Below are 26,207 nucleotides of genomic sequence, written 5' to 3' on the forward strand. Positions count from 1 at the left end.
ATGCCCCACCCTCGCTGTTCCATGCGGAGAACACCCCAGCCGGCCCGCATCAGCGCCCCAGAAAGTCAGGCTTTTGGCGCGCGAAGAACGCGTCCACGCCGGTGCGGAAATCGTCCGTCGCGGCGCACACCTGGAACGCCGCCGACTCCGCATCAAGCTGCTCGGGCAGCGCGCGGTCAAAGCTCGCGCGCATGAGCCGGCGCAGCTGGCCCAGCGCCACCGTCGGGCCATTGGCCAGCCGCTGCGCCAGCGCCATGGCTTCGCCCGCCAGCGCATCGGCCGGCACCACGCGGTTGACCAGGCCCATGCGCTCGGCCGCCGCCGCGTCGAGCATGTCGCCCAGCATGGCGATCTCCAGCGCACGGCGCAGGCCGACCCAGCGCGGCAGCGCCCAGGAGGCACCCACGTCGCAGCTCGTGCCGATGTTCACGTAGGCCAGGTTGAAGCGCGTGCCCTCGGCCGCGAGCACGAAGTCGGCCTGCAGCATGAGCGACAGGCCGGCGCCGGCCGCCACGCCGTGCACCTGGGCCACCACGGGCGCATCGATGCCGGCCAGCACCACCAGCGCCTCGTGCAGCGGGCCGATCAGCGCCTTGGCGCCGCCCTGCGGATCGGCCTGCAGCACCGCCAGGTCGCCGCCGGCCATGAAGCCCTTGCCGCTGCCCGACAGCAGCACGGCGCGCACGCTGCTGTCGGCGGCGATGTCGCGCACGGCCGCGAGAAAGCCCTCGGCCATGGGCACGTCCAGCGCATTGAGCGTGGCCGGGCGGTTGAAGCGCAGCGTGGCGACCGCGCCTTCGCGGCCGATCTGCAGGGGGGCGTCGTCTTGCGTCATGCGGGGCTCTTTCGTGGTGCGCGCCGGCCCGGTTGGCGGGTGGCGGCAGCTGGGGGAACAGGGGGAACGGCGGGAACGGGGGCGAGCACGCCGCCCAGCAGCAGCGCAATGCCCTGCTCGGCGATCTGCTCGGGCGCCATGGCGCCGTCGGGCCGGTACCAGCGGCCGATCCAGCTCAGCGCGCCGGCCAGCATGAAGGCCGCCAGCTTGGGATCGCAGGGCTGCAGCGAGCCTTCGGCAATGCCCTCTTCGACCAGCCGGCGGAACTCGTGGTCGATGCCGGCCTTGAGCCGGCGCAGCTCCTTGCGCAGCGGCGGCGGCAGCGGGTCTTCGCCGATGCGGATCACGCACTGGCCGAAGTCGTCCATCACGATGGCCGCGTAGCTGCGCATGCAGGCCTGCAGCTGGTCCAGCGCGCGGCCGCCCTGCTGGCGCACCTCGGCAATGCCCTCCTGCATCATGGCCAGCGCCGCGCGCACGCATTCGAGCAGGATGTCGTCCTTGCTCTTGACGTAGTAGTACAGCGTGGGCTTGCTCACATGGAGCTTCTTATTTAGCTCCAGCAGCCCCATTGATACTGTGATTTCATCCAGCAATGGTATCCGATTGGCTCTCCCCGGTGTTCTTGCTCACGACATCCCCATACGTCACTGGCGGCGTAACCACCGCTTGCTGCAGCAAGCGGTAAAACAGCATCCCGCGTGAGCTGGATGTGCGCCGGTTGAAACGGAACACGAATTCATCGAGATAGGCGTCCAGGTGGTCTGGCTGTACAGAGCCATGATGTGTTCCCAGCACCCAGCGCTGTACCAGTGAGGCGACCCGGTGCACTCCCGCCATGGAGACATGGGCAGGTACGCCTGAGCCGAGCATGACGGTGCGCTGGTGGGTGTAACCCAGTTCTCCCAGAGCGCGGTATGCCGCCGAACCATCCGTGCGTACCTGGGCTCCAGGCTCGACCACCTCCTGCACAAAGGGGATTACGTGGGTGGCGGCGTCTCGGTCAATGCGGCGTAACCGGATGCGCCCAAACCCCTTGGGCTCCACGATCTCCACCGCCATGACCATCAACACTTTGGTGGTGCTGCTCTTGCGCCCTGCAGGGGTGGCGGGATTCTTGCGATCCGTGATGGACAGGTACGTTTCATCCACCTCCACAAGCCCCTTGAGCTTGTCCCGGCCCGGGCGGACCATGGCACGTCGAAACCGGTGCAGCATGGTCCAGGCGGTCTGGTAGCTCCCCAAACCCAATACGCGCTGCAGCCCCAGGGCGCTCACGCCTTGTTTCTGATTGGTCAGGTACCAAGCTGCAGCCAGCCAGACACGCAGCGGTGTGCGCGTCTTGTCAAAGATGGTTCCAGATGTCACTGTGCCTTGGTACTGGCATGAGCGGCACATCAGGCGGGTGCGGCTGGCGCGGTACACATCGCCAGCGTTGCCGCAACGCGGGCAGACGAAGCCTTGGGGCCACCGAAGCTTCTCCAGGAACGCCTGGCAAGCCTCTTCGGTGGCAAACCAGTCAAGAAATTCGTTCCAGGTGCGGGGGTAGTCCCCTCCAGGAGTTGGCGTTAGCATCTGGGTTTCCATCCAGCTATTCTCACGTCACTGGAGCTAAATAGATACCCCTTGCATTTGTACAGTATTCATGTCAGCCACTTCCAAGCCCAAGCTCTACAACCCACGCCACCCCGAACGCACGCTGCTCTACCAAACGGTAGCCGAGCACTACGAGACCTGGCTAGAGTTGGCCAGCGCGGGTCAGTTCGACGGCCAGGGCGACCACCACACCCCCAAGCCCTTCGTGCGCAAAGCGTTTGCCAAGTATCTTGAGTGCGGCATCTTTGCCCATGGCTTTGCCCGCGCTCGCTGCGGCGACTGTGGGCACGACTACTTTGTAGCCTTCTCCTGCAAAGGCCGGGGAGTCTGCCCCTCGTGCACCACGCGGCGGATGGTGGAGACGGCGGCACACCTGAGCGACCACGTTTTCCCCCGCCTGCCGGTGCGCCAGTGGGTGCTGTCCGTGCCCAAGCGGCTTCGGTACTTCATGCAACGCGACGGAGCGGTGCTGAGCATGGTGCTGCGCATCTTTCTGCGGGTGATCGCACAAACTCTGCAGACCCACAGCCCCGGTGCGGCCCATATGGACAAGGCAGGCCTGCACATCGGTGCCATCGCCTTCATTCACCGATTCGGCTCCGGCCTCAATGAACACGTCCACTTCCACGTTTGTGTGGTGGACGGGGTGTTTGAGGAAGTGGAGGGCGAGGGCGATGCTGATGCGACCCCTCGAATCTCATCGCCGGGTGTCATCTTTCACGCGGCCACCGGCATCGATGCGGCTACCGTGGCCCCAGTGCAGACCACACTGCAAAAACGTATCCTGCGCGCCTTCGTTGCTCGGGGCCTGCTGGAGAACTGTGACGCCAAAGACATGCTGGGCTACAAACACAGCGGCTTCTCGGTGGACGCCGGTGTCTGCATCGAAGCCCACGACCGCGCTGCGCTGGAGCGGCTGCTGCGCTATTGCGCGCGTCCACCATTTTCCATCGAGCGCCTACGCAAAGAGGGAAGCAAACTGGTGTACCGCTGTGCCAAACAGCGCAGCGAGCCCACCAGTGACAAGCGTGGTGCCAAGGCAGATGAGCTGCACCTCACACCGCTGGAACTGATCGACCGCATCGCCGCGCTGGTGCCACCGCCACGCACCCACCGGCACCGCTACTTTGGTGTGCTGGCACCAAACTCGCCGCTGAGAGCGGCGGTAACGGCGCTGGCTCAGCCTGCTGCGTCGCAACCAGCCACGGTGGAGACTGCACAACCTGGCGCGGGCGTACCTGGGGTGGCGGCGCCGGGCAACGCGGCCACACCCACACCCGAACCTGAAGCACGCCCGAAGCGAGCGGCGCATTACTTGTGGGCGGTGCTGATTGCCCGCATCTACGAGGCATTTCCGCTGCTGTGCCCCATGTGCGGTGGGCAGATGCGCATCATTGCCTTCATCACCCACAGCGCCGAAATCCGCCACATCCTGAACCACATCGGGGTGGAGTCTGCCCCCCCGCACATCACCCCGGCACGCGGGCCACCGCTGTGGGAGGGCTGCGACGCGCCGGTGGATGATGGTGCGCAAGGCGAGCCGGATTGGGATCTGGCAGCTCAACCCGACGAGGTAGACCAGCGCGTCAATTGGTGACCCAGTGAAGCGGCGGTATCCATCGCTGCGGGGAAGCAGCTGCGCGCGCGCCAGGCCCAAATGCATACTGCCTCCCAAGCTCTTGCCATTGAGCGGCAAGCGAGCGCTCAACCTTCCTTGGCCGAACGTGTTTCGAGGCCCAAAACTCGTGCCATACTTGGCCTCATGCGGTTGAATTTCCTATCTGGATTCACCGGCATCGATGCGGCTACCGTGGCCCCAGTGCAGACCACACTGCAAAAACGTATCCTGCGCGCCTTCGTTGCTCGGGGCCTGCTGGAGAACTGTGACGCCAAAGACATGCTGGGCTACAAACACAGCGGCTTCTCGGTGGACGCCGGTGTCTGCATCGAAGCCCACGACCGCGCTGCGCTGGAGCGGCTGCTGCGCTATTGCGCGCGTCCACCATTTTCCATCGAGCGCCTACGCAAAGAGGGAAGCAAACTGGTGTACCGCTGTGCCAAACAGCGCAGCGAGCCCACCAGTGACAAGCGTGGTGCCAAGGCAGATGAGCTGCACCTCACACCGCTGGAACTGATCGACCGCATCGCCGCGCTGGTGCCACCGCCACGCACCCACCGGCACCGCTACTTTGGTGTGCTGGCACCAAACTCGCCGCTGAGAGCGGCGGTAACGGCGCTGGCTCAGCCTGCTGCGTCGCAACCAGCCACGGTGGAGACTGCACAACCTGGCGCGGGCGTACCTGGGGTGGCGGCGCCGGGCAACGCGGCCACACCCACACCCGAACCTGAAGCACGCCCGAAGCGAGCGGCGCATTACTTGTGGGCGGTGCTGATTGCCCGCATCTACGAGGCATTTCCGCTGCTGTGCCCCATGTGCGGTGGGCAGATGCGCATCATTGCCTTCATCACCCACAGCGCCGAAATCCGCCACATCCTGAACCACATCGGGGTGGAGTCTGCCCCCCCGCACATCACCCCGGCACGCGGGCCACCGCTGTGGGAGGGCTGCGACGCGCCGGTGGATGATGGTGCGCAAGGCGAGCCGGATTGGGATCTGGCAGCTCAACCCGACGAGGTAGACCAGCGCGTCAATTGGTGACCCAGTGAAGCGGCGGTATCCATCGCTGCGGGGAAGCAGCTGCGCGCGCGCCAGGCCCAAATGCATACTGCCTCCCAAGCTCTTGCCATTGAGCGGCAAGCGAGCGCTCAACCTTCCTTGGCCGAACGTGTTTCGAGGCCCAAAACTCGTGCCATACTTGGCCTCATGCGGTTGAATTTCCTATCTGGATTGGAGCTAAATAGATACCCCTTGCATTTGTACAGTATTCATGTCAGCCACTTCCAAGCCCAAGCTCTACAACCCACGCCACTACACTGGCGAAAACGATCAGGAGGATTCGCATGTCACCCGCCTTCGACATCGCCCCGCTCGACGCCACGTTCGGCGCCGTCGTCACCGGCGTGAAGCTCGCCGATCTCGATGATGCCGGATGGCTCGACCTGCAGGCTGCCTGGCTCGAGTACGCACTCCTCGTTTTCCCCGATCAGCATCTCACGCGCGAGCAGCAGATCGCCTTTGCCCGTCGCTTCGGGCCACTCGAGTTCGAGATGGCCGCGATCAGCAACGTGCGGCCCGACGGCAGCCTGCGGGTCGAGAGCGACAACGACGACATGATGAAGATCCTGAAGGGCAACATGGGCTGGCATGCCGACAGCACCTACATGCCGGTCCAGGCCAAGGGCGCGGTGTTCAGTGCCGAAGTGGTTCCTAGCGTCGGCGGCCAGACCGGCTTCGCCGACATGCGCGCGGCCTACGACGCGCTCGACGAGGATCTGAAGGCGCGCGTCGAGACGCTGCAGGCCCGGCACTCGCTGCATTACAGCCAGTCGAAGCTCGGCCACCAGACCAAGGCGGCCGACGGTGAATATAGCGGCTACGGGCTGCATGACGGGCCGGTGCCGCTGCGGCCGCTGGTGAAGATCCATCCCGAGACCGGCCGCAAGTCGCTGCTGATCGGCCGCCACGCCCACGCCATTCCCGGCTTGGAGCCAGCCGAGTCCGAACGCTTGCTGCAGCAGCTGATCGACTTCGCCTGCCAGCCGCCGCGAATCTATCATCACGACTGGGCGCCGGGCGACGCCGTGCTGTGGGACAATCGCTGCCTGCTGCACCAGGCGACGCCGTGGGACATGACCCAGAAGCGCATCATGTGGCACAGCCGCATCGCCGGCGACCCGGCCAGCGAGACCGCGCTGGCGCATTGACGTATCATCGGCGCATGAAGCTGGCCCGACGCGACGCGTTGCGAGGAACGGCGGCGATGGCCGTCGCAGGGCTGATCGGCGGCCGAGCCCATGCCGCCACGGAGGCGGTCCGCCTGATCTGCGGCTTCGGCGTCGGCAACCCGACAGACCTCTGCGCCCAGCTGATCCAGGACGGCTTCTCGGCCGCGCTCAACGAGCCCGTCGAGTTCGACTATACGCTGGGCCAGGCTGGACGCCGGGCCGCCCTCCAGGTGATCGACGCCGAGCCCGACGGGCGGATGCTGTTGATCGCCGAAATCCTGAACCTGGTATTGCAGGAGACGCCGGCCGAGCTGCTCTTGCGCCCTGCAGGGGTGGCGGGATTCTTGCGATCCGTGATGGACAGGTACGTTTCATCCACCTCCACAAGCCCCTTGAGCTTGTCCCGGCCCGGGCGGACCATGGCACGTCGAAACCGGTGCAGCATGGTCCAGGCGGTCTGGTAGCTCCCCAAACCCAATACGCGCTGCAGCCCCAGGGCGCTCACGCCTTGTTTCTGATTGGTCAGGTACCAAGCTGCAGCCAGCCAGACACGCAGCGGTGTGCGCGTCTTGTCAAAGATGGTTCCAGATGTCACTGTGCCTTGGTACTGGCATGAGCGGCACATCAGGCGGGTGCGGCTGGCGCGGTACACATCGCCAGGTGCTCCGTGAAGGCACGCACCTTGGCATTCGCCTTGCCGCTGGGCCGCAGCAGGTGGATGCCGCTGACCTCGGCCGGCGGCGCGTCTTCCAGCTGCAGCGCCACGATGCGCCCGGCCGCCAGGTCTTCGCCGATGGCCCAGTTGGGCATCAGTGCGATGCCCAGGCCGCGCGCCGCGCACAGGCGCCGCGTGTCGCAGTCGTTGCTCTCCAGCGCCACCTGCGGCGGCTGACGCCAGTCGATGCCGGCCAGCTCGCGCCAGCCACGCACGCTGGTGCTGTGCTGGCGGTCGATCAGCCGGTGCTGCGCCAGATCGGCCATGCAGCGCGGCGTGCCGTGGCGGCGCAGGTAGGCCGGCGAGGCGCACATCACATAGCGCTGGCTGCCGATGCGCCGGCTGACCAGCGCGCTGTCGGGCTGGTCGCCGATGCGGATCACGAGGTCGAAGCGCTCGGCCACCGGATCGACCACGCGCTCGGTCAGCTCCAGCTCGACATTCAAGGCTGGATAGCGGTCGAACAGCGTGGGCAGGTGCGGGGCCACATGGCGGCGGCCGAACGCGGGCACACAGCTCACGCGCAGCAGGCCCTGCACGCTGCCGTCCAGCGCCACCACCTCGCTGCGCGTGTCCATGAGCTCGTGCAGGATCTTCAGCGCGCGCTCGTACAACAGCGCACCGGCCTCGGTCAGCGCCAGCGCGCGGGTCGATCGCGTGAGCAGCGGCACCTGCATCTCGCGCTCCAGCGCGTCGATCTGCCGGGCCACGGACGAGGCCGCTAGGCCGCGGCGCCGCGCGGCGGCGGAAAAGCTCTTGTCCTGCACCACGTCGACGAACAGGGAAAGGCTTTCGGCAAAACCCAGGGGATTCATCTGTGCACCTCACGCAAAGGCGTTTGACCCGCGGGCGGCATTCCGCTCGCGTGGCGCAAAGAATAGCATCGGCCGCCTCATCCGACCGAGCCTTCACGCCATGCACACACACGAGACACCACGCGCCCACGGGTGCATTCCCGCAACAACCCTGCGCCGACGCCAGGCGCTGCTGGGTGCGGCCGCGGCGCTGCTGCTGGCCGGCCCAGGACCGGCGCGTGCCGACGACTACCCCAGCCGCATGCTCACGCTGATCGTGCCCTTCGCTGCTGGCGGCACCGTGGACAAGGTGGCCCGCATGCTGCAGGAGCCGCTGCGCGAGCGGCTGGGCCAACAGGTGGTGGTGGACAACCGCGGCGGCGCCGGCGGCACCATCGGCATGGCCCAACTGGCCAAAGGCGCGCCCGACGGCTACACGGTGGCCATGGTGTTCGACTCCTACGCGACCGAGCAGCACATCCACCGCAAGCTGCCCTACGAGACGCTGCGCGACTTCGCTGGCGTCTCCTATGCCGTGCGCTCGCCCATGGTGCTGGTGGTGCCCGCGGCTTCTCCCTACAAGACCGTGCAGGACTACGTGGCCGCCGCGCGCCAGCGCGAAGTGACCTACGCCTCGGTGGGCGCTGGCAGCTCTAACCACCTGGCGGCCGAGCTGTTCCACGAGACCGCCGGCAGCCGCGGCCTGCACGTGCCCTACAAAGGCGGCGGCCCGGCCATCGCCGACCTGCTGGGCGGCCATGTCGATTCGATGATCGCCAGCCTGCCACTGGTGCTGCCGCACGTGCAGGCCGGCAAGCTGCGTGCGCTGGCCGTGACCTCGCAGGCGCGCAGCGCCGCACTGCCCCAGGTGCCGGCCGTGGCCGAGGCGCACAAGGGCTTCGAGATCTACTCCTGGGTCGGCATGGTGGCGCCGGCCAAGACGCCCGCGCCGGTGCTGGACAAGCTCTCGGTGGCGATGGCGGCCACGCTGCGCGACCCGGCGCTGGCGCGCCGCATGGCCGACAACGGCTTCGAGGTGGTGGCCGGCGACCGCGCCGCCATGGACCAGCTGGTGCAGCGCGAGAGCCAGCGCTGGGGCGAGCTCATCGCCAAGCGCAAGATCAGCGTGGAGTGAGCGCCGTGCAGAACCAGCCCTTCACCTACGAGAGCCGGGCGCAGCGTGTGCTGTTCGGCGCCGGCACGCTGGCGCAGGCGCCGGCCGAGCTGGAGCGGATGGGCGCGCACAAGGCCCTGGTGCTGTGCACCGCGCCGCAGCGTGCCCAGGCCGAAGCCGTGGCGGCCCTGCTCGGGCCGCGCGCCGCCGGCATCTTCGACGGGGCGGTGATGCACGTGCCCATGGCCAGCGCCGAGGCCGCGCGCGCTGCGGCAGCACAGGCCGGCGCCAATGCGCTGGTGGCCGTGGGCGGCGGCTCCACCGTAGGCCTGGCCAAGGCGATTGCGCTGGTCTCGCCGTTGCCGGTGCTGGCCATCCCACCTACGCGGGCTCGGAGATGACGCCCATCTACGGGCTGACCGAGAACGGCCTCAAGCGCACCGGCCGCGACGTGCGCGTGCTGCCGCGCAGCGTGCTGTACGACCCCGAACTCACGTTGGCACTGCCGGTGGGCCTGTCGGTGGTGAGCGGCATCAACGCCATCGCGCACGCGGCCGAGGGCCTGTACGCGGCCGACGGCAACCCGGTCATGGGCCTGATGGCGGCCGAGGGCATCGCCGCGCTGGGCCGCGCGCTGCCCGCGCTGCACGCCGCGCCGCACGACCTGCACGCGCGCAGCGATGCGCTGTACGGCGCCTGGCTGTGCGGCCTGGTGCTGGGCAGCGTGTCCATGGCCCTGCACCACAAGCTGTGCCACACGCTGGGCGGCAGCTTCAACCTGCCGCACGCCGAGCTGCACACCGTGGTGCTGCCGCACGTGCTGGCCTACAACGCCAAGGCGGCGCCGCACGCCATGCAGCGCATCGCCGCCGCGCTGGGAACCGCCGATGCCGCGCTGGGCGTGCACACGCTGGCGCGGCGACTGGGCGCACCCACCGCGCTACGCGACATCGGCATGCGGGAAGAAGACCTGGACAAGGCGTGCGCGCTGGCCCTGCGCGACGCCTACCCCAATCCACGGCCGATCGAGGCTGCGCCGCTGCGGAACTTGCTGCAGGAGGCGTTCGAAGGTGCGGCGCCGCGGCCGCCAAACCTCTCAACAACACCGACGCAACAAACGACGGAGACGACCCCATGACACGTCTACAAACCTGCATCGCCGCAGGCGGCTCCGGCACGCCGCCAGAGCGCACTGTGCAGGCGCGCGTCGTCGCCCAGCAGTCTGGCCCCTCCTTCCTCGAAAGCATCGCCGAGGGCCCGGACCGCGCCTTGTATGTCACCGACTTCCACAACCGCCAGCTGTTGCGCTACGTGGACGACAAGGGATTCAGCGTGCACGCCCGGCTCGACGTCCATCCATGGGGCATGGTGTTCGACAGCGATGGCACGCTGTACTTCGGTGCGGCCGAGCGCGGCATCGTGGACAAGACCTCGCCGCCCACGCAGTGGGTCTGGCGCCAACGCCGCGGCGAGGCACCGCAACCCTTTCTGAAGATCGAGCAGGCACGCGCGCTGAACGGCATGACCCTGCTCGCGCCAGGCCGCATCCTGATCGCCGACGGCCGCGGCGGCACGGTATGGCTGCTCGATGTCGCCGCCCGCAGCGCCAGCCCCTTCGTGCGCGACGCGCTACTGGATGTGCCACCCGGCTTCGCGCTGCCCACACCGGCCGCGAACGGCCTGAAGATCCACGCCGGGCACCTGTACGTTTCCAACACGCGCGCGTGGCCATGTTGCGCATTCCGCTCGGTGCCGACTTGCGGCCCGGCGCCGTGCAGGTCTTCGTGGAACCGCTGCGCGCGGACGACTTCGCTTTCCCCGAGCGGCAACCTGTATGTCACCACGCACCGGCGCGAAATCCTGCGCGTCACCCCTGAGGGACGCGTCTCGGAGGTGCCAGGCATCGGACCCGAACTGGTGGGCAGCACTGCCATGGTCTGGCGCAGCGGCGAACACAGCGCCTACGCCATCAACGATGGCGGCTTCATCGGCTTCCACTGGTACGGGGGCTCACGCCCACGGCCTCGAACCTGGTGCGGCTCGACGGGCTGGACTGAGCGGTTGTGCATCTCTGGCGGGCCCTGACGCCAAGGTGGCATGCCCCACCTCGCTGTTCCATGCGGAGAACACCCCAGCCGGCCCGCATCAGCGCCCCAGAAAGTCAGGCTTTTGGCGCGCGAAGAACGCGTCCACGCCGGTGCGGAAATCGTCCGTCGCGGCGCACACCTGGAACGCCGCCGACTCCGCATCAAGCTGCTCGGGCAGCGCGCGGTCAAAGCTCGCGCGCATGAGCCGGCGCAGCTGGCCCAGCGCCACCGTCGGGCCATTGGCCAGCCGCTGCGCCAGCGCCATGGCTTCGCCCGCCAGCGCATCGGCCGGCACCACGCGGTTGACCAGGCCCATGCGCTCGGCCGCCGCCGCGTCGAGCATGTCGCCCAGCATGGCGATCTCCAGCGCACGGCGCAGGCCGACCCAGCGCGGCAGCGCCCAGGAGGCACCCACGTCGCAGCTCGTGCCGATGTTCACGTAGGCCAGGTTGAAGCGCGTGCCCTCGGCCGCGAGCACGAAGTCGGCCTGCAGCATGAGCGACAGGCCGGCGCCGGCCGCCACGCCGTGCACCTGGGCCACCACGGGCGCATCGATGCCGGCCAGCACCACCAGCGCCTCGTGCAGCGGGCCGATCAGCGCCTTGGCGCCGCCCTGCGGATCGGCCTGCAGCACCGCCAGGTCGCCGCCGGCCATGAAGCCCTTGCCGCTGCCCGACAGCAGCACGGCGCGCACGCTGCTGTCGGCGGCGATGTCGCGCACGGCCGCGAGAAAGCCCTCGGCCATGGGCACGTCCAGCGCATTGAGCGTGGCCGGGCGGTTGAAGCGCAGCGTGGCGACCGCGCCTTCGCGGCCGATCTGCAGGGGGGCGTCGTCTTGCGTCATGCGGGGCTCTTTCGTGGTGCGCGCCGGCCCGGTTGGCGGGTGGCGGCAGCTGGGGGAACAGGGGGAACGGCGGGAACGGGGGCGAGCACGCCGCCCAGCAGCAGCGCAATGCCCTGCTCGGCGATCTGCTCGGGCGCCATGGCGCCGTCGGGCCGGTACCAGCGGCCGATCCAGCTCAGCGCGCCGGCCAGCATGAAGGCCGCCAGCTTGGGATCGCAGGGCTGCAGCGAGCCTTCGGCAATGCCCTCTTCGACCAGCCGGCGGAACTCGTGGTCGATGCCGGCCTTGAGCCGGCGCAGCTCCTTGCGCAGCGGCGGCGGCAGCGGGTCTTCGCCGATGCGGATCACGCACTGGCCGAAGTCGTCCATCACGATGGCCGCGTAGCTGCGCATGCAGGCCTGCAGCTGGTCCAGCGCGCGGCCGCCCTGCTGGCGCACCTCGGCAATGCCCTCCTGCATCATGGCCAGCGCCGCGCGCACGCATTCGAGCAGGATGTCGTCCTTGCTCTTGACGTAGTAGTACAGCGTGGGCTTGCTCACATGGAGCTTCTTATTTAGCTCCAGCAGCCCCATTGATACTGTGATTTCATCCAGCAATGGTATCCGATTGGCTCTCCCCGGTGTTCTTGCTCACGACATCCCCATACGTCACTGGCGGCGTAACCACCGCTTGCTGCAGCAAGCGGTAAAACAGCATCCCGCGTGAGCTGGATGTGCGCCGGTTGAAACGGAACACGAATTCATCGAGATAGGCGTCCAGGTGGTCTGGCTGTACAGAGCCATGATGTGTTCCCAGCACCCAGCGCTGTACCAGTGAGGCGACCCGGTGCACTCCCGCCATGGAGACATGGGCAGGTACGCCTGAGCCGAGCATGACGGTGCGCTGGTGGGTGTAACCCAGTTCTCCCAGAGCGCGGTATGCCGCCGAACCATCCGTGCGTACCTGGGCTCCAGGCTCGACCACCTCCTGCACAAAGGGGATTACGTGGGTGGCGGCGTCTCGGTCAATGCGGCGTAACCGGATGCGCCCAAACCCCTTGGGCTCCACGATCTCCACCGCCATGACCATCAACACTTTGGTGGTGCTGCTCTTGCGCCCTGCAGGGGTGGCGGGATTCTTGCGATCCGTGATGGACAGGTACGTTTCATCCACCTCCACAAGCCCCTTGAGCTTGTCCCGGCCCGGGCGGACCATGGCACGTCGAAACCGGTGCAGCATGGTCCAGGCGGTCTGGTAGCTCCCCAAACCCAATACGCGCTGCAGCCCCAGGGCGCTCACGCCTTGTTTCTGATTGGTCAGGTACCAAGCTGCAGCCAGCCAGACACGCAGCGGTGTGCGCGTCTTGTCAAAGATGGTTCCAGATGTCACTGTGCCTTGGTACTGGCATGAGCGGCACATCAGGCGGGTGCGGCTGGCGCGGTACACATCGCCAGGTGCTCCGTGAAGGCACGCACCTTGGCATTCGCCTTGCCGCTGGGCCGCAGCAGGTGGATGCCGCTGACCTCGGCCGGCGGCGCGTCTTCCAGCTGCAGCGCCACGATGCGCCCGGCCGCCAGGTCTTCGCCGATGGCCCAGTTGGGCATCAGTGCGATGCCCAGGCCGCGCGCCGCGCACAGGCGCCGCGTGTCGCAGTCGTTGCTCTCCAGCGCCACCTGCGGCGGCTGACGCCAGTCGATGCCGGCCAGCTCGCGCCAGCCACGCACGCTGGTGCTGTGCTGGCGGTCGATCAGCCGGCTCTGTTGCAAACTCTGACACGGTTTCCAAGATTGGGCTCATGTACTGTCAAGGTCAGTTGCGATGAACGATTTCAAAGGACGGCATTTTACCGGCGAGGTCATCCTATGGGCGGTGCGCTGGTATTGTCGATACGGCATCAGCTACCGTGATCTCGAGGAAATGCTGTCCGAGCGTGGGATCGATGTCGATCATACGACGATCTATCGCTGGGTGCAGCGCTACGCGCCGGAGATGGAGAAGCGTCTCCGCTGGTTCTGGCGGCGCGGCTTTGATCCGAGCTGGCGTCTGGATGAGACCTACGTAAAGGTGCGGGGCAAATGGACCTACCTGTACCGGGCGGTCGACAAACGGGGCGACACGATTGATTTCTATCTGTCATCGACACGCAGCGCCAAAGCGGCGAAGCGCTTTCTGGGCAAAGCTCTTCGTGGCCTGAAGGACTGGGAAAAGCCGGCCAAACTCAATACCGACAAGGCACCCAGCTACGGCGCAGCAATCGCTGAGCTGAAACGCGAAGGCAAACTGGCGGCGGAAACCGAGCACCGGCAGGTGAAATATCTGAACAACGTGCTCGAGGCCGACCACGGCAAGCTGAAGATGCTGATCAAGCCGGTACGTGGCTTCAAGTCGATGCCAACGGCCTACGCCACGATCAAGGGCTTCGAGGTCATGCGCGCCCTACGCAAAGGACAGGCCCAGGCATGGTGCCTGCAGCCAGGTATCATGGGGGAGGTGCGCCTGGTTGAAAGAGCATTCGGAATTGGACCCTCGGCCCTGACCGAAACCATGATTATGCTCAATAAGCATTTCGCCAATGCTGCCTAATCCCCCAACTGGGTGACGCCGCGCGGCCGTGCCCCATGTTTGCAACAGAGCCATATTCAGGGCCTTGACCGAGCCCGCATAATTGTTCTCGTGGTGCGATGTGATCAGCCTTTCGGAGAGGCCGTGAAGCCTGGCGGGATTGAACCTGAGCGGCTTGACCTGATGATTTCCGGCAAAGGCGGGGACAGCCGCCGGCGCTGCGGCCGGCGTCTGCGCAGAGGCTTCGTTGATAGTCATGGCGGCGGCTCCGATGCCAAGAGTTGCGATTGCACTGCGTCGGGAAAGATGGTCGATCGTCACGCGTCACTCCTTCAGATGATCATTACATATGCGGCCCCGAGGACCGAGCAGACGCCGAGCACCGGCAGCATGCCGGCCTTGAACCGGAACATGGCGAGTATCGCACCCACCGCGAGCGCCAGCGCCGGCCAGTTGACGGACGTTAGGACTGGGAGATCGATGGTGCCGGCTGCGAACGGCACTTCGCGGACTTGCTCGAACAGAGTGTGGATACCAAACCAGACCGCCAGATTGAGGATCACGCCGACCACTGCGGCGGTGATCGCCGAAAGCGCGGCCGACAATGCGCGGTTGCCGCGCAGCCGCTCGATGAATGGCGCGCCGGCGAAGATCCACAGGAAGCATGGCAGGAAGGTAACCCAGGTGGTGAGGATTGCGCCGAAGGTCGCGGCGACGAGCGGCGGCAGCCCGGTCGCTTCGCGGAAGGCCGCGAGGAAGCCGACGAACTGCGTCACCATGATCAGCGGCCCGGGCGTGGTCTCGGCCATGCCGAGCCCGTCGAGCATCTCGCCGGGCTGGAGCCAGCCATAGGTCTCGACTGCCTCCTGCGCGACATAGGCGAGCACCGCATAGGCGCCGCCGAAGGTCACCACCGCCATCTGGCTGAAGAAGGTGGCGATGCGGCTGAACACGTCGTCGGGGCCGAACGCGAACAGCAGCGCTGCGACCGGCCCGAGCCAGAGCAGCAGCAGGACGCCGGAGATGCGCAGCGACCAAGAGAGGTTCGGCCGGGCATGGTCGGGAAGGCCCTCGCCAAGAGCGGTGTCGCGGTCGTGGATTATCTCAGCGCCGGCGGGACCATGTCCGCCGCCGCCCTTGAATGCGGCGTAACCAGCGCGGCCACCGAAGAAGCCGATCAGCGCGGCGGCAAGCACGATCAGCGGGAAGGGCACGTCGAGCACGAAGATCGCGACGAACGCCAGCGCGGCAAAACCGCGCATGACGTTGTTCTTCAAGGCACGCGAACCCACCCGGACCACCGCCTGTAGCACCACCGCCAGCACGGCGGCCTTCAATCCGAAGAACAATCCCTCGACCAGCGCCACTTCGCCGAGCAGCACATAGACATAGCTGAGCCCTAAAATCGCGAGGAAGCCGGGCAGCACGAATAGCGCGCCCGCGACCAGGCCGCCCTTGGTCTTATGGAGCAACCAGCCAATATAGACAGCTAGCTGTTGCGCTTCAGGGCCGGGCAGCAGCATGCAATAGTTGAGCGCGTGGAGGAACCGCTCCTCGCCGATCCAGCGCTTCTCCTCGACCAGGATGCGATGCATCACCGCTATCTGGCCCGCCGGTCCGCCGAAGCTGAGCAGCGCGACCCTGATCCAGACGCGCACCGCCTCGCCAAAGCTGATGCCGTGCTCGTGCAGCGTCTCGACTGCGATTTCAGCGCGTGCGCTGGCCTCCATCTTTAGTCCTCTTTTCGCCGGGTGAAGTGAGCATAGAATCCGTCGAGCGCGGTCGATCCGCGCGCGATCCGCTCCTCGTCGTCGTCGGTGCCGGCACAGATGCCGGCGATAAGCGCGCTCACTCCCGGAGTTTCCGGGCGCTCGAACCGAGCATCGGCAATATCAAGGTCGTGAACAATTTCGCCGAGCGCCCGCAGCGCGGGGTCGGTCTCGAGACCGGTGAGGAACACCAAGGTCTCGAAGGAGCAGCGGTCGCCTTCGTGGGTGAACTCAGCGTCCGCCATGTCGAACCTCAGTTCGTCAGGCTCCGGCACATATCCTTTGCCCTCGACGAACTTGAAGCTCGCCTCGGGGTCGATGAAGCGGCGAATGAGCCAGGCGGACGCGATGCGATCGACATGGACATGGCGGCGCGTCACCCAAACGCGGCGCTTTAGCTCCGCCGGGGTCAGCTCGGGCGCACCGGGGCCGCTCACATCGGGATGTTGGTGAGAGCGGCGGTCCGCCTCGGTGATGGCGGCCTGTGCCGCCTGCCGACCATGCGCACCGAAAAAGTCGATCGCGGCGACCTCGTTCAGGCGTTTGCGCAGGCGGCCCACATCCGCCGCCGCGACATACTCGCCCTCACACAGCGCGCGCGCCTCGCGTGCCAACTCCTCATAGTCGGCGTCACGCGCAGCGTCGAACACTCCGCGCAGCTCCGCATCGCCCATGCCGCCGACAAGGCGCGCTTCGAGGATCAGCGCCTCGCCGCCATTTTCGGTGATCTCGCGATGCAGTTCTTCGAACAGCGCGCGCGTGTCCTCGCGATTGGGGAGCGCATGGACGGCGTTCTTGAGCGGCGCGGCCCCGATCGCCTGCAAACGCCGCCAGACCTTCACCCGCAAATAGGCAGGCTTAGCCGGAAGCTGCGGGATCAGGAGCAACCAAGGGGAAGCTTGTGTGTTTGTCATAGTTGTATCGTCACTAGCCTACAAGTGTAAGGGTTGCATCACAAGCCTCATGAACATAGGACTGCTTATCCCGAAGAAAGAAACCGGAGCGCAATGTCGCGGCTCGCCGGCGGCGCGCTCGCATGACGTGAGGCTTTCCGTGTCGAGTGCGCTGATGAAGGATCAATTATGCTGAAAAAGACCATCGCCTTGGGATTCGCCAGCCTCCTGCTGGCAAGCCCGGCATGGGCAGCGCCGGACTGGTCGGCTGTCGACCGGGCGATAGGACGAGCGGGGGCCGAACAGCCGGGGGGCGTTCACCGCTACAGCTTCCCGCGTTCGGACCTGAGCGTCACGCTGGATGGGGTGACGATCAAGCCCTCCCTCGCGCTCGGCTCTTGGGCGGCGTTTCAGCCGATGGGCGACGAGGCGATGGTGATGGGCGATCTCGTGCTGACCCACGACGAGGTGAACCCCGTTTTGAGCCGCCTGCTCGCAAGCGGTTTTACGATCACCGCGCTCCACAATCACCTGCTCCGCTCTTCGCCTGCGACCATGTACATGCACATTGCCGGCCACGGCGACCCGGTGAAGCTCGCGGCCGCGCTCCGGCAAGCGCTATCAGCCAGTCGGACCCCGCTCGCCGCGCCGCAATCGCCTTCGGCCAGCGCAGCCGCATCGCGGCTCGACCTCGATGTGGCCGCGCTCAACCGGTTGATGGGCGGTGAGGGCAAGACGGCCGGTGGCATCCTCCAATACAGCTTTCCGCGCGCCGAGCGGCTGATGGACGGCGATATGGAGACTCCGCCGACGATGGGCACGGCGACCGCGATCAACTTTCAGCCAACCGGGGACGGCCGAGCCGCCATCACCGGCGATTTCGTACTTGTCGCAAACGAGGTCGATCCGGTCCTGCGCGTGCTGCGGACGAACGGGATCGAGGTCACGGCGCTGCATAATCATATGCTAAACGACGAGCCGCGGCTGTTCTTCATGCACTTCTGGGCCAACGACGACGCAGCCAAGCTCGCCCGTGGGCTGCGCGCGGCGCTCGACAGGATGAACAATCAGAGGAGTTGAACTCGGACGACGGCTCATTGGGCCGTAACCGCCGCCCGCCCGACCCCACGGCCCTTATGCAGGAAGTGGAATGGAACATGGCTAGCAAACGAACTCTCACTGTTGTCGCAGGCGTGGGCGCGGCCGCGCTGGCGATCGCGGGCGTGGCGATCGCGCAAAACCACGAGGCGAACGAAAACCGGATAATCGGCAAGCACAGCGAACGAGACATCCCGCTTGCTCAGGTGCCCGAGGCCGCGATGAACGCGGCACGCGCGCAACTCGCGTCAATAAGCAAAGCGGAGCAAGTCACCCGAAAGGCGGACGGAAGCACGCTCTATGAAATCAAGGGCAAGAACAGCGACGGAAAGACGATCGAACTGTTCGTCACGCCCGAAGGCCAGGTGCTCGGCCGCGAATGATGGATCAGCACGGGGCGCCGGCCGTCGAGGGCCGTGCGCCCCTTCCGAAATGATACTGCGGAATAGGAGACGAAAATGCGGCCAAGGCGATGGATATTGTTATGCGCCGCTTTGGCCGCCCTGCCTGATAGTGCGATCGGCCAAACCGAACCCGCGTCGGCGACGGGCTCGGCGTTGTTCGTAAGCTGTCAAGCGAATGAGCCGCGATGCGGCGCTTACCTCCAAGGCGTGCTCGACATGATGATCGTCGCGCGAAAAGCGGAATGCCGCGCTCCACGCTATGACCGATCGGCGCTGCGCGCGGCATATTTACGCTGGGCGGAGCAGAATAGCTATTTTATGAGTGTTCATATGGTGGCCGGAGCTGAACGCTCGTTAGCGAAGGCTTGGCCATGTCAGTAGCATCGTACCCCGCGGCGTAGCCTGCCCGGCGGCTGCCTTTGAGGGCAGGCGGAGCGTCCGCCTGGCGGTGAATTCCGCCAGCTCAACGATCCCATGTCGCGCCTCAAGCTCGCTAATTAGCCGATGTTCGCATTATGTCTGCCAAATCGTTGTCTGGCGCACAAACCTTGAGGTGACGCCATTTGGGTCCAAGTTCGGCCATGACGTTGATACTCGCCCTAAATGAGCTGGCGACCAACGCGGTAAAGTATGGCGCCTTCTCCAACGAGATCGGGACGGTAGAACTGACCTGGCAGATTGTGGAGGTAGGCGACGCACCGCAGCTTTGGCTCCAGTGGACAGAGCGGGGAGGACCACCGGTGCGGAAGCCTGAGCGCCAAGGCTTTGGAAGTCGGTTGATCAGTACTGCTGCCGGTCGGAGCCTTCGCGGACGAGCAGAGATCGACTTCCCACAGTCTGGCGTGACCTGGACGCTCGTCGCTCCGTTAGCAGCGCTTCGCGCCTGATCTGAGGCGCTGCTCAAGCCCGGATCATCCGATTGGGAGCCTGACAACCATGTTTCAGCCAGGCCGGCAACACTGAATTCAAGATAGCTGGGGATCTATAGCGCGGCCTGACGGCGCTGCGGTTCAATCGGCATTCGCGCTGAGTGCGACGCGATTGCCCTCGCTGTCCTGAATTTCGGCGACATAGCCTGCGTCGCCGAGATGCTTTTTCGGGTAGAGGATCACGGCACCCAGCTTGCGCGCGCGGTCGAGCACGGGGTCGATGTCTGGCACGTCGAAGTAGATGATGGAACCGTTCTTCGACGGTACGTAAACGTCACCCTTCGCGAGTGCGCCGCTTGCGCCGGGAGCGCAATCGGTGCGTGGGAAGAAGGCCATCTCGTACCCGTCCACCGTTCGGCGGCGCAGCTTGTAGCCGATCACGGCTTCGTAGAAGGCGACTGCCCGGTCCATGTCGATCACGGGAATCTCGAAGTGAAAGACGGGATTCATCATCTTGAGCAACTCCTGCTTTGCAGGTTTTGATGAAACGGCACTTCCGCAACCGGCCTCCTAACGCATTGCTGGGTATCAAGCTTCGAGAGGGGAAACACGCCGCGGTCGCCTATCATCGCCGATCGCCACGAAGATAAATCGAGCTTGAGTAACACGGCAAGCTTCGCTCGTGTGACGACCGCGTCGCCATGCCTCGACCTCGATCGTCATGGATGTCGTGCCTGTAGCGATAAGGCGAGCATGAACAGATACTTCGTCGCCGACGAACACCGGTCGGTGGAACTGCATACCGTCGACCGCGATGGTGACTGCTCGCCCACCACAATGACGTGACGCCACCGAACCGGCCGCTAAGTCCATTTGCGCCATCATCCATCCGCCGAACATGTCGCCGTACGGGTTCACATCGGCCGGCATGGCCGTGACCCGGATAACGGGTGCGTCAGCTGGCGGTTGTTCGTCGGTCATCTTATATCCTGTGGTGCGCGCAGGCGCAGTTCTCAAAAGCGAGCGAAGATGTTGGCGGCCAGGATGTGGTTCACCCGCTCAGGTCCGATCCGGAACACGGTCTGATTGAGGTAGCCAGGCTCGACGGTTACATCGTCAGCAATAGGCAGGCTGGCACCTACGAACGTCCGGACCTGGTCGACACCGTCATGCCGGTCCCAAGCCGTCGTGTTCAGGCCGATGAAGGTCTCGTTCCAGACGACGGCGCGCACCGGGTTGCCTCGCCCTAACGGTAGTTGTGCGCGCACCTGCTGCCGCAACCGCCAACCCACGCCGTCCGCGTCAGGTCGGAAGCGTTGCTCGACACGAGTCCTGCCGGTGATCGCCAGGCCCGTCACAGCGTTGGCTGCCAGGGTGTAGCCGATTTGCTGCCAGCTACGGTGCTCGTCATTAGCGGCGGTGTTCTCGAAGCGAGTGCGGACATAGACGTAACCCGCTGTGACCGACCAACCGCGTGGCAACTTGTATGTCACGCTGGGCCGGATCAGTACCTGACCCACCCGGGAGACGTCGTCGGTATAGCGGCTGTGCAGTTCAAGCGTGGTATCGACCTTGGGCGACAAGGCGGTGGTGGCGGTAGCCGAGGTCCAGACCTGCTCGTCATGGTCTGACGCGCTCGCCGGCGCTGCCGCGATCAGACCGGCAGCGACGGACGAGAAACATGCCGTGGGGATGCGCCTCATCGCGGCATGTCGAAGAAGTCGACGCGGCCTGTGCCGAGCTCGTAATAGGCGCCGACCACCTTGAGCTTGCCCTCAGCTTGCGGCTCCATCAGCAGCGGATCGCTTCGCTTACGCAAGTTGGTGACGACGCGCCGGACGTTCTGCCGAATAGCTGCCTCCGTCGCATCACCAGACGCGCCGCGAGCCTCGAGCACGGCCGGAATGATCGGCTCGATCATCGCGTCAATTGCGCCAGGGAAGCGCGCGTTCTTGTTCACGACATCCATGGCCGCCTTGACGGCGCCGCAGGCCTCATGACCCATCACCACCACCAGCGGCACGCCCAGCACCGCCACAGCGAATTCGATCGAGCCCTTCGCAACGGTGTCGACCGTGTTGCCAGCATTCCGCACGATGAAGAGCTCGCCCAGACCGCGGCCGAACAGCAGCTCAGGCGGCACTCTGCTGTCGGAGCAGGACACATATGCGACGAAGGGGGCTTGGCCGCGCGCCAGATCCAGACGGCGCTGCACTGAAAGGTCCGGGTCCATTATCTCACCCCGGAGGAACGCCGCATTGCCGTCCTTCAGCAACTGCAGCGCTTGATCCGGATTGAGGGCAGACTTGCCGTCCCGTGTAGGGGCAGGAGGGACAACGCGCGCGAACCCCTGACCACGTGCAACTTGTGCAGCCGCTGGTGCTGCAGCGAGGGCGGTGACGGTTGCCGCACCCGTGAATAGGGCACGACGTGAAAGGTTGATCTCACACATGAAATAGGTCCTAAGGCGAAAGCTGGTCTGATCAGGCGAAGGTGCGCTTGGTGCGTGCGATGATGCGGAGTGCCATGGCCAGCGTCGACCCGGTCGCAGGCTGGTGCCGCGCAAGCCGGTCTTTCAGCGCGAGGCGCTCCTTCTTGAGCCTGCTCAATCGCTGCTGGTCAGGGAAGCGGCGCTTACGCTCGCGCATGACTTCGCGGCTAATGACGCGATAGGCGCTTAGCAAGAGATCACGGGCGTTCATCTAATCTGTCCTCTCATTTGCTGTCGAACGACGCCTTGCGGGAAAAGCGTCGTGAGTGGTCCGACATCGCAGCGACCTTTCCAGTCGTGCCAGAGGGGCCCGGGCCACGTCTGAGAGCTAGTCAAAGAGAGTTGGGAGGAACAATCGAAAGAACCGTCATGGTTCGATAGGCTGGCACTATATGTATGCTGCCAAAGAGACGATTGTGATCAGGCAGGCCTGCCAATTGCGACGCGATGCGCTGAACCGTTACAAGCCGTTCCCATTTCGTTCTTTCCCGCGTTATGAAGGCCCGCGAAGGGAATCTCTGACGCTGCCTGCGATGCAACCGGTCCCGGTCGCCGCGGTGCCACGGGGAACTGTCCTTTGCATCGTCGGCGCGGCCGACGCCGGCTTTCCAAGCCCGGCCCAAGATTAGGAAGACGACGCGATAAGCCTGATCGAGTTGCTGCGCCTCGATCGGGCTGCCTCGTTCGTGTTCAGGATCAGCAGCAACAGCATGATTGAGGCAGGAATCTACGACAACGACGTGGTGGTGGTGGATCGCGACACGCGCCCTGCAAAAGGGCATATCGTAATCGCGATTGTCGATGGCGGCTTCGTGTGCCGCCAGCTCGTGCGACGCCGCGGCGCCGCCTTCCTCGAAGCGCGCAACAGCCAGTAATGCTACGAACCTACCTCGGTCGAAGGCGTCGAGATATGGGGCGTCGTGCGGACCGGCGTACGCGACTATCGGCGCTAGGCCGTGTCCTGGGCGATCGTCGACGTCACCAATTTCTATCTCTCGGCCGAACGCCTGTTCAACCCGAGCCTGCGGGGCGTACCGGTCATCGTCCTGTCGAACAACGACGGCTGTGCGGTCGCCCGCTCGGAAGAGGCGAAGGCGCTGCACGTCCGCATGGGCGAGCCGGTGTTCAAGATTCGCGACCGCATCAAGTGGCACGGTATCCAGCTCCGATCGAGCAACTATGAGCTGTATGCCGACCTCAACCGGCGCTTCAACGCGGTCATCGCCGATCACTCCGAAACAGTCGAAATCTACTCGATTGACGAAAGTTTCTTCCGCCTGCCGGTACTGCCCTCCGGCCTGGGCGATGTCGCGACCGCGCACACGCTACGCGAGGACATTGCCCGATCTGTCGGGCTTCCGACCCGGATTGGCTTGGGTCTGACCCCCACGCTGTCCAAGGTTGCGAACGCCTTGGCGAAGGCGACCGAAAAGGTGTGGGGCGGGGTGATCGACCTTCACTACGTCGAGCGGCACCGGCGTCTGTTCGACCAATGGCCGGTCGGGGAAGTGTGGGCCATCGGGGATGCGCTCGAAGCGCGGCTCCGGCTCCTCGGCGTCAAGACGACGGCGGACCTGGCTGCGTTGCCTCCGGCGGTCGCGCGCGACGTGGGAACGGTGGTGTTGGAACGGCTCGTGCGCGAGCTGGGCGGGATCGAGTGCGACGACTTCAAGGTGGCGCCCGAACCGCTCAAGGCGACCGCAGTAACGCGGCAATTTGGCGCGCCCGTTTCCGATTTTGCCGAGCTGCGCGAGGCGATGGCGCGCCGCGCAACGCGCGCGGCCGAGAAAATACGTGTGCAAGGACTGGCGGCAAGCCGATTGATCGCCTTCGCACATGGCTCGCGCTATCGCCCTAACCCGCCTTCGGATTCCTGATCGGCGCGGCTGTCCCCGCCGACCAACGATCCGCACATCATCGTGGGAATCGCGGGAAAGATGATGGAAGCTATGTTTCAGCCGGGAGGCGTCTATACCAAATGCGGTGTCTTGCTGGAAGATCTGACCTCGGAAGGGGCAGGGCAAGCTGACCTGTTTGCGGCAGCCGATCCCAAGGCACCCGCGCTGATGGCGGCAATGGATGGTCTCAATAGCCGATTTGGACGAAACACGATCATCTTGGCGGCGCAGGGATGCGGCGCGCGGTCGTTCGATACGAAGCGATCACAAAAGAGTCCTGCCTAGACGACCCGGATCGGGGAGATACCCGTTGCGCAATGAAGCTGTCAGCGGCTCCGGTCCTTATCGCGCGGCGCGGGTGCCTGCACCTGCGCCGCGCGACCAATCTCGCCGTCCAGTGACCCGCCAACCTTGATCCGATTGGCGACAAGCTGGCGCGTCGATTCCCGGATCGTTGCGACCATGCGAGCGCTTTCGCCGCGGTCGATGGCCGTCTTTATGGCGGCATCGACAATCCCTTGCGCGGGCGAAAGACGCGGATCGGCGTGGTTCTTCTCGGGCGTGTTTTTCATGAAAAGCTCGGCTAGCCGCTCCTGCCCGGGGGAATGGCCGGGGGGCAGGATCGGCCGCTCGAGCGCCTGCACGGCGCGCTGAAGCTGTGCCGATCGCTGACCGTTGATCTGGACGCCCAGAGCGGCCCCGATCTCACGAACACGCTCAAGGGGCGTTTGTTGAGCAGTAACGACGGCATCAACCTGCCGCACGCCGAGATATGTCAAAAGATGGGACTGGTAGATCGGCCCCTTGGCGTGCCGAACATAGGCAAGCTCGGTTCGAGCATTCGCGATGGCAGCGGATGGCGCGCTCTCCCCTATCAATTCACGCAACCGTTCGGCCGCCTGCTGTCGGGCGGCGGGCAGGTAGCGTTCCAGTTCTTCGCGCGCCTTGGCGAGGGTGACGCGATAGCGTTGCCCCTCGGGTGGGGCGCGGTTGGGAAGCATAGCGATTCCGGCGGGACCGATGCGCGCCTCGGGCGCGAGGTCGCGCTTGACTGCCGCTGCGGATAGAACCGCGGCCATGCCGAGATGATCGCCCGTTAGAAAGCCGTGGCGGGATGCCTCCATCCACTTGTCTTTGTCGATCGCAGCAATGCGGATCGGGTGTCCAGCTTCGCGCGCGAGCTGCGCCGCGTGGTGGCGCATGGTGCGCCCATTGCCTTCGCGGAAAGGATGGATGGCGTTGATCTCGTTGATGTGATCGCCGAGCCGGTCGAAAAACTCGTCTCGAGGAAGTCCGCGAAAGCCAATTTGCGCGCCCATGTCGGCAAACCACTTGTCGAGTTCACGCGCGACATAGGGCACCGCTGCGAAGCTCGAACCGCCCTTGGCGATGTTGACGGTTCGGTCCTGCCCCGCCCAATTATAGAGGTCTTGAAACAGTTGCTTGTGAAGCGCGCGATAGCCGTCGGCCGTTGCTGGAAAAGTCAGGCGCGCGGCCTCTGCGCCGCGCGCCTGCGTTAGTCGCCGCTCAGCTTCGACAAGCGTCTTTTCATCGGTGATGCCGAGCCGGTTTCGAAGCGTCTCAGTGCCGGGATAGGTGTAGGGATCGCTTGCCAATGTCAGGCAGCGATCTGGCGGGTTCCGGGCGGATAGAGACTAAGGATGATCGAGGGCATGAGTGCGGGCGGCACACCCTCGTCGAGCATCATCGCGAACATCGCGTCTTCATCGATGGTCGGCGTCATGTCTTCAATCACGAGATTGGCGCGGGACTCCGCGACATCCTCGCGCCAGAGCGCGATCTGTTCGGGAGTGCCGCGCTCGAAATCCATTTGGCGGATGCGCTCGCGCAGTGCTTCAAGATCGATCTGGGCCATCGCGTCATCCTTTCTTTCTTAACCTTACTCTCCCCGGCGCGATTCCTCAACAAATCACTCGACGCGGCAGTCATTCGATCCACCATATCCTGCGCCCGTTCGGGCGCAGGATCGTCGGCGCAACCATCAGTATTCATTGGCTAACATGATGGTTAGCACGCGCTTAGTCTGCTGCTCATCCCACGGCGCTTCGCTGCCATAGGTGAGCGTGTTGTCGTAGTAATCCACTTTCCAGAAGACTGTTTCGGCAATCGCCTTCTCGTCACAAGGCCCCTCCTGCGTCCACGTGCCCGTTACGAGCCGATAGACCGCTCCGAAATCATGCTCACCGTAGGGGTCGTTCTCACCGTCGAATTTCGAGAAAGACACAATGGTCGCCAGCGCCGCAAAGCGGTCGGCATCGGGTAGGGACTGAAACCCTAGCGTGACATTGGCAATGCAATCGGTGCCGGGATTGCTCCGGGCCGCATCGTTCAGACGACGGATGGTCTCGAGTTGTTCAGGGCTGCGCATATCTGATCCTCTTGCTGCATGGGC

The 26,207-nt window shown here is 65.3% G+C and carries 27 protein-coding genes and 6 pseudogenes; 13 read left to right on the forward strand and 20 right to left on the reverse strand.

Annotation, left to right across the window (positions count from 1 at the left end; all coding sequences use genetic code 11):
- Positions 1-49: 49 nt before the first annotated feature.
- Genes B6S01_RS14980 through B6S01_RS14990 form a run of 3 tightly spaced genes read right to left on the reverse strand, consistent with a single transcriptional unit; the run spans position 50 to position 2,422 of the window.
- Positions 50-835 carry an enoyl-CoA hydratase/isomerase family protein gene (locus B6S01_RS14980; RefSeq protein WP_031942787.1) on the reverse strand — a complete coding sequence of 262 codons (786 nt, stop codon included), beginning with the start codon at positions 833-835 and terminating at the stop codon, positions 50-52.
- Complete coding sequence (locus tag B6S01_RS14985) at positions 832-1,407, reverse strand: TetR/AcrR family transcriptional regulator (protein ID WP_031942788.1); 576 nt, start codon at positions 1,405-1,407, stop codon at positions 832-834. The genes B6S01_RS14980 and B6S01_RS14985 overlap by 4 nt, the downstream gene beginning before the upstream one ends.
- Before the next feature lie 13 nt (positions 1,408-1,420).
- Complete coding sequence (locus tag B6S01_RS14990) at positions 1,421-2,422, reverse strand: IS1595-like element ISCsp2 family transposase (protein WP_011805635.1); 1,002 nt, start codon at positions 2,420-2,422, stop codon at positions 1,421-1,423.
- 58 nt (positions 2,423-2,480) lie between these two features.
- Between B6S01_RS14990 and B6S01_RS14995 the strand changes: the two genes are divergently transcribed.
- The 3 genes and pseudogenes from B6S01_RS14995 (at position 2,481) to B6S01_RS15010 (ending at position 6,256) form a co-directional block, all read left to right on the forward strand.
- Positions 2,481-4,028, forward strand: coding sequence for an IS91-like element ISCR8/ISPps1 family transposase (locus tag B6S01_RS14995; RefSeq protein WP_012248458.1), 1,548 nt, complete (start codon positions 2,481-2,483; stop codon positions 4,026-4,028).
- A gap of 192 nt (positions 4,029-4,220) precedes the next feature.
- Positions 4,221-5,090 (forward strand): annotated as a pseudogene (locus B6S01_RS15000) (IS91-like element ISCR8/ISPps1 family transposase); the annotation flags it as partial.
- 302 nt (positions 5,091-5,392) lie between these two features.
- Complete coding sequence (locus tag B6S01_RS15010; protein WP_037468461.1) at positions 5,393-6,256, forward strand: TauD/TfdA dioxygenase family protein; 864 nt, start codon at positions 5,393-5,395, stop codon at positions 6,254-6,256.
- A 324-nt stretch (positions 6,257-6,580) separates the two neighbouring features.
- Here the strand turns inward: B6S01_RS15010 and B6S01_RS15015 are convergent.
- Both B6S01_RS15015 and B6S01_RS15020 read right to left on the reverse strand, forming a co-directional pair.
- Positions 6,581-6,944: pseudogene (locus B6S01_RS15015) on the reverse strand (IS1595 family transposase); the annotation flags it as partial.
- A complete protein-coding gene (locus tag B6S01_RS15020; RefSeq protein WP_081570482.1) occupies positions 6,902-7,807 on the reverse strand; it encodes a LysR family transcriptional regulator in 906 nt (301 codons plus the stop codon). The pseudogene B6S01_RS15015 and the gene B6S01_RS15020, both read right to left, overlap by 43 nt.
- A 100-nt stretch (positions 7,808-7,907) precedes the next feature.
- On the opposite strand from B6S01_RS15020, the gene B6S01_RS15025 reads away from it, so the two are divergent.
- From B6S01_RS15025 to B6S01_RS15035, 3 genes and pseudogenes are all read left to right on the forward strand, one after another.
- Positions 7,908-8,921: a tripartite tricarboxylate transporter substrate binding protein gene (locus B6S01_RS15025; RefSeq protein ID WP_031942784.1), complete on the forward strand. Its 1,014-nt coding sequence runs from the start codon at positions 7,908-7,910 to the stop codon at positions 8,919-8,921.
- Between the two features lie 5 nt (positions 8,922-8,926).
- Positions 8,927-10,038: pseudogene (locus tag B6S01_RS15030) on the forward strand (maleylacetate reductase).
- Positions 10,035-10,985, forward strand: a complete 951-nt coding sequence (locus B6S01_RS15035) for an SMP-30/gluconolactonase/LRE family protein (protein ID WP_081570484.1) — start codon at positions 10,035-10,037, stop codon at positions 10,983-10,985. The pseudogene B6S01_RS15030 and the gene B6S01_RS15035 overlap by 4 nt, the downstream one beginning before the upstream one ends.
- A 60-nt stretch (positions 10,986-11,045) precedes the next feature.
- On the opposite strand, the gene B6S01_RS15040 is transcribed toward B6S01_RS15035, so the two are convergent.
- The 4 genes and pseudogenes from B6S01_RS15040 to B6S01_RS15055 form a co-directional block, all read right to left on the reverse strand.
- Positions 11,046-11,831 carry an enoyl-CoA hydratase/isomerase family protein gene (locus B6S01_RS15040; protein ID WP_031942787.1) on the reverse strand — a complete coding sequence of 262 codons (786 nt, stop codon included), beginning with the start codon at positions 11,829-11,831 and terminating at the stop codon, positions 11,046-11,048.
- The gene (locus tag B6S01_RS15045) at positions 11,828-12,403 is read right to left on the reverse strand and encodes a TetR/AcrR family transcriptional regulator (protein ID WP_031942788.1); all 576 of its coding nucleotides are present in this window, start codon (positions 12,401-12,403) and stop codon (positions 11,828-11,830) included. The genes B6S01_RS15040 and B6S01_RS15045 overlap by 4 nt, the downstream gene beginning before the upstream one ends.
- A 13-nt stretch (positions 12,404-12,416) precedes the next feature.
- A pseudogene (locus B6S01_RS15050) lies at positions 12,417-13,271 on the reverse strand (IS1595-like element ISCsp2 family transposase); the annotation flags it as partial.
- Positions 13,229-13,534, reverse strand: coding sequence for a LysR substrate-binding domain-containing protein (locus B6S01_RS15055; protein ID WP_231568072.1), 306 nt, complete (start codon positions 13,532-13,534; stop codon positions 13,229-13,231). The pseudogene B6S01_RS15050 and the gene B6S01_RS15055, both read right to left, overlap by 43 nt.
- 94 nt (positions 13,535-13,628) lie before the next feature.
- On the opposite strand from B6S01_RS15055, the gene B6S01_RS15060 reads away from it, so the two are divergent.
- Positions 13,629-14,393, forward strand: coding sequence for an IS6 family transposase (locus B6S01_RS15060; protein ID WP_006949122.1), 765 nt, complete (start codon positions 13,629-13,631; stop codon positions 14,391-14,393).
- A 51-nt stretch (positions 14,394-14,444) separates the two neighbouring features.
- Here the strand turns inward: B6S01_RS15060 and B6S01_RS21655 are convergent.
- The 3 genes and pseudogenes from B6S01_RS21655 to B6S01_RS15075 form a co-directional block, all read right to left on the reverse strand.
- A pseudogene (locus tag B6S01_RS21655) lies at positions 14,445-14,630 on the reverse strand (superoxide dismutase); the annotation flags it as partial.
- 74 nt (positions 14,631-14,704) lie between these two features.
- The gene (chrA, locus tag B6S01_RS15070; protein WP_008603799.1) at positions 14,705-16,102 is read right to left on the reverse strand and encodes a chromate efflux transporter; all 1,398 of its coding nucleotides are present in this window, start codon (positions 16,100-16,102) and stop codon (positions 14,705-14,707) included.
- Between the two features lie 2 nt (positions 16,103-16,104).
- The gene (locus B6S01_RS15075) at positions 16,105-17,055 is read right to left on the reverse strand and encodes a chromate resistance protein ChrB domain-containing protein (protein WP_025160483.1); all 951 of its coding nucleotides are present in this window, start codon (positions 17,053-17,055) and stop codon (positions 16,105-16,107) included.
- Between the two features lie 168 nt (positions 17,056-17,223).
- Here B6S01_RS15075 and B6S01_RS15080 point away from each other — a divergent pair, with 168 nt between their 5' ends.
- From B6S01_RS15080 to B6S01_RS22150, 3 genes are all read left to right on the forward strand, one after another.
- Positions 17,224-18,114 (forward strand): DUF1259 domain-containing protein, encoded by an 891-nt coding sequence (locus B6S01_RS15080; protein WP_008603797.1) that lies wholly within the window; start codon positions 17,224-17,226, stop codon positions 18,112-18,114.
- Between the two features lie 113 nt (positions 18,115-18,227).
- A complete protein-coding gene (locus B6S01_RS15085) occupies positions 18,228-18,515 on the forward strand; it encodes a hypothetical protein (protein ID WP_008603796.1) in 288 nt (95 codons plus the stop codon).
- Positions 18,516-18,590: 75 nt separating this feature from the next.
- On the forward strand, positions 18,591-18,917 hold the full coding sequence (locus B6S01_RS22150; protein WP_223178489.1) for a Rap1a/Tai family immunity protein: 327 nt from the start codon (positions 18,591-18,593) through the stop codon (positions 18,915-18,917).
- A 629-nt stretch (positions 18,918-19,546) separates the two neighbouring features.
- On the opposite strand, the gene B6S01_RS15100 is transcribed toward B6S01_RS22150, so the two are convergent.
- The 5 genes from B6S01_RS15100 to B6S01_RS15120 form a co-directional block, all read right to left on the reverse strand.
- Positions 19,547-19,918: a VOC family protein gene (locus B6S01_RS15100; protein ID WP_081570567.1), complete on the reverse strand. Its 372-nt coding sequence runs from the start codon at positions 19,916-19,918 to the stop codon at positions 19,547-19,549.
- Positions 19,919-19,993: 75 nt separating this feature from the next.
- Complete coding sequence (locus B6S01_RS15105) at positions 19,994-20,386, reverse strand: acyl-CoA thioesterase (protein WP_062793224.1); 393 nt, start codon at positions 20,384-20,386, stop codon at positions 19,994-19,996.
- A gap of 32 nt (positions 20,387-20,418) precedes the next feature.
- Positions 20,419-21,108 carry a DUF2490 domain-containing protein gene (locus B6S01_RS15110; RefSeq protein WP_062793222.1) on the reverse strand — a complete coding sequence of 230 codons (690 nt, stop codon included), beginning with the start codon at positions 21,106-21,108 and terminating at the stop codon, positions 20,419-20,421.
- Positions 21,105-21,857 (reverse strand): carbonic anhydrase, encoded by a 753-nt coding sequence (locus tag B6S01_RS15115; protein WP_062793220.1) that lies wholly within the window; start codon positions 21,855-21,857, stop codon positions 21,105-21,107. Before B6S01_RS15115 ends, B6S01_RS15110 begins: the two co-directional genes overlap by 4 nt.
- 31 nt (positions 21,858-21,888) lie before the next feature.
- Complete coding sequence (locus B6S01_RS15120) at positions 21,889-22,107, reverse strand: YdcH family protein (RefSeq protein ID WP_062793218.1); 219 nt, start codon at positions 22,105-22,107, stop codon at positions 21,889-21,891.
- 307 nt (positions 22,108-22,414) lie between these two features.
- On the opposite strand from B6S01_RS15120, the pseudogene B6S01_RS15125 reads away from it, so the two are divergent.
- The 3 genes and pseudogenes from B6S01_RS15125 to B6S01_RS22235 all read left to right on the forward strand — a co-directional run bounded on the left by B6S01_RS15125 (position 22,415) and on the right by B6S01_RS22235 (position 24,079).
- A pseudogene (locus B6S01_RS15125) lies at positions 22,415-22,849 on the forward strand (LexA family protein).
- Between the two features lie 3 nt (positions 22,850-22,852).
- Positions 22,853-23,773, forward strand: coding sequence for a Y-family DNA polymerase (locus B6S01_RS15130; protein ID WP_456114819.1), 921 nt, complete (start codon positions 22,853-22,855; stop codon positions 23,771-23,773).
- A gap of 60 nt (positions 23,774-23,833) precedes the next feature.
- The gene (locus tag B6S01_RS22235) at positions 23,834-24,079 is read left to right on the forward strand and encodes a DUF4113 domain-containing protein (protein WP_457920912.1); all 246 of its coding nucleotides are present in this window, start codon (positions 23,834-23,836) and stop codon (positions 24,077-24,079) included.
- A gap of 41 nt (positions 24,080-24,120) precedes the next feature.
- Here the strand turns inward: B6S01_RS22235 and B6S01_RS15135 are convergent, their stop codons facing one another.
- From B6S01_RS15135 to B6S01_RS15145, 3 genes are all read right to left on the reverse strand, one after another.
- A complete protein-coding gene (locus B6S01_RS15135; RefSeq protein WP_062793215.1) occupies positions 24,121-25,410 on the reverse strand; it encodes a Fic/DOC family protein in 1,290 nt (429 codons plus the stop codon).
- A gap of 2 nt (positions 25,411-25,412) precedes the next feature.
- Positions 25,413-25,670, reverse strand: a complete 258-nt coding sequence (locus B6S01_RS15140) for a hypothetical protein (protein WP_062793213.1) — start codon at positions 25,668-25,670, stop codon at positions 25,413-25,415.
- 126 nt (positions 25,671-25,796) lie between these two features.
- The gene (locus B6S01_RS15145) at positions 25,797-26,183 is read right to left on the reverse strand and encodes a DUF3768 domain-containing protein (RefSeq protein ID WP_062793212.1); all 387 of its coding nucleotides are present in this window, start codon (positions 26,181-26,183) and stop codon (positions 25,797-25,799) included.
- Between the last annotated feature and the right edge of the window lie 24 nt (positions 26,184-26,207).

Source organism: Sphingobium herbicidovorans (assembly GCF_002080435.1).
Classification (GTDB): Bacteria; Pseudomonadota; Alphaproteobacteria; order Sphingomonadales; family Sphingomonadaceae; genus Sphingobium; species Sphingobium herbicidovorans.